Annotated in this window: 3 protein-coding genes; all 3 read right to left on the bottom strand. The window is 36.9% G+C overall.

What is annotated here, in order from left to right:
- The coding region (locus ERL59_RS20610; protein ID WP_160648109.1) for an ATP-binding cassette domain-containing protein at window positions 1-255 on the bottom strand (255 nt) is incomplete at its 3' end.
- 18 nt (window positions 256-273) lie between these two features.
- The gene (locus ERL59_RS20615) at window positions 274-1,203 is read right to left on the bottom strand and encodes an ABC transporter permease (protein ID WP_160648110.1); all 930 of its coding nucleotides are present in this window, start codon (window positions 1,201-1,203) and stop codon (window positions 274-276) included.
- Window positions 1,200-2,132: ABC transporter permease (locus ERL59_RS20620; protein ID WP_235929986.1), on the bottom strand; the 933-nt coding region annotated here is incomplete at its 5' end. The genes ERL59_RS20615 and ERL59_RS20620, both read right to left, overlap by 4 nt.

Consider the following 2,132-nt stretch of genomic DNA (forward strand, 5'->3'; position numbering starts at 1 on the left):
CATCTCTTTTTTAGTTTTTGATACAATTTCTTCCCCATTAAACAAAATTGACCCTTGTTTAATTTCACCTGGTGGCATTGGAATCAGCTTCATGATCGTTTGTGCTGTTACACTTTTTCCACAACCGGATTCACCTACAATTGCAACGGCTTCCCCTTTGAATACGTCAAAACTCACTCCACGTACAGCTTGAACTTCCCCAGAATAAGTTTGAAATGACACATGTAAATCTTTAACCTCTAACAATTTTTCCAACTTTCTCACCACCTTATATTATTTGCGTAAACGTGGATCCAATGCATCACGCAATCCGTCACCTAAAACATTAAATGCTAGCATTGTTAAACTGATAAAAAATGCTGGGAAGAATAATCGCCAAGGATAGTATTGTAATGCACCCAATCCATCACTTGCCATTGTTCCCCAACTTGCAATTGGAACCTGCACACCTAAACCTAAAAAGCTTAAAAATGCTTCTGCAAATATCGCTGAAGGAATCGTTAAAGTCATCGTAACAATAATCGGTCCCATCGTATTAGGAATTAAATGTTTAAATAATAGACGTTTTGTATTTGCACCTAATGAACGTGCTGCTAATACAAATTCCTGTTCCTTTAATTGTAATACTTGACCACGCACAATCCTTGCCATCGGAATCCAACCTGTTACTGTAAGTGCGATAATAATTGTAGTTAAACCTTGGGGCAATACAACCATTAACATAATTACAACGAGTAAATAAGGAATTCCATATAGGATATCACATATTCTCATCATGACTTCATCCACTTTACGACCGAAAAATCCTGATATACTACCATAAATAATCCCTATCGTTAAGTCTATCAGTGCCGCTACTATACCAATAAATAAGGAGATCCGTGCCCCATACCATGTTCTCTCAAACATATCTCTTCCTAAATCGTCTGTCCCAAACCAATGTTCAGCTGAAGGGGATAGGTTTTTATCTGCTAATACCTGCGACTTATAATCGTATGGGCTGATCCATGGCGCAATGATAGCCGTTAATATTAAAAAGACTAATACCCATAAACCAAACATCGCTAACTTGTTTTTTCTTAATCTCATCCAAACATCTTGCCAATAAGTGAGGCTCTTGCGTGTAACCGTATTTGCTTGTTTCAAATCTTTTTTTAAAGGTTTAAAATGATTTGGTGTCACTATTACCTTATTCTCATTCATGATTTTTTCCCTCCTGCTATTTTTATACGAGGGTCAATCAGACCATATAAAATATCAACGATAAATACCGTAATCAATAATAAAATACTATAAAAAACAGCTGTACCCATAATTAAAGTATAATCACGATTGGTTATACTTAGCACGAATTGTTTACCCAGTCCAGGAATAGCAAAAATATGCTCTATAATGAAACTTCCAGTAAATACACCAGCGGATAACGGCCCTAAATACGTAATCACGGGGAGTATTGCATTACGAATGGCATGTTTTACTACAACCACATTATCCCTTAACCCTTTCGCTCTAGCTGTTTTAATGTAATCTTGATGCATAACCTCAATCATATTAGAGCGTGTTAATCTTGCAATAAATGCAGTTGGTAATGCTGCTAAGGAGATCGCTGGTAAGATCGATTGTTGAATAGTCCCCCACTTACCAATGGGCAGCCACCCCAATTGAATGGCAAAAACATATTGCAAAAATGTAGCCATGATAAAACTCGGAACTGAAATGCCTACTACGGCCATAACCATTGCTGAGTGATCCTGCCATTTATTATGATACAAAGCAGCTATCACACCAAATAATACACCCATTCCAACTGAGAGGAACAAGGCTTCCAAACCAAGTACAAGTGACTTTGGAAAACTTCGATTAATAATATCATTCACCGTTTCAGATTTTTGTTTGAAAGAAGGCCCTAAATCCCATGTGGCCACTGATTTCAAATAATCTACGTACTGTAAGAAAACGGGTTTGTCTAAACCATAGTGTGCTTCTAAAGATTTTTTAATGGCATCTGGCACTGCTTTTTCTGAAGTGAAGGGTCCTCCAGGAATAGCCTGCATTAAGAAAAAGGTCGCTGTAATAATGACCCAAAGTGAAATCACCATAAATAAAAAACGTCTTAATATAAACCTTGTCAA

Source organism: Chengkuizengella marina, assembly GCF_009910845.1.
GTDB classification, from domain to species: Bacteria; Bacillota; Bacilli; order Paenibacillales; family KCTC-33759; genus Chengkuizengella; species Chengkuizengella marina.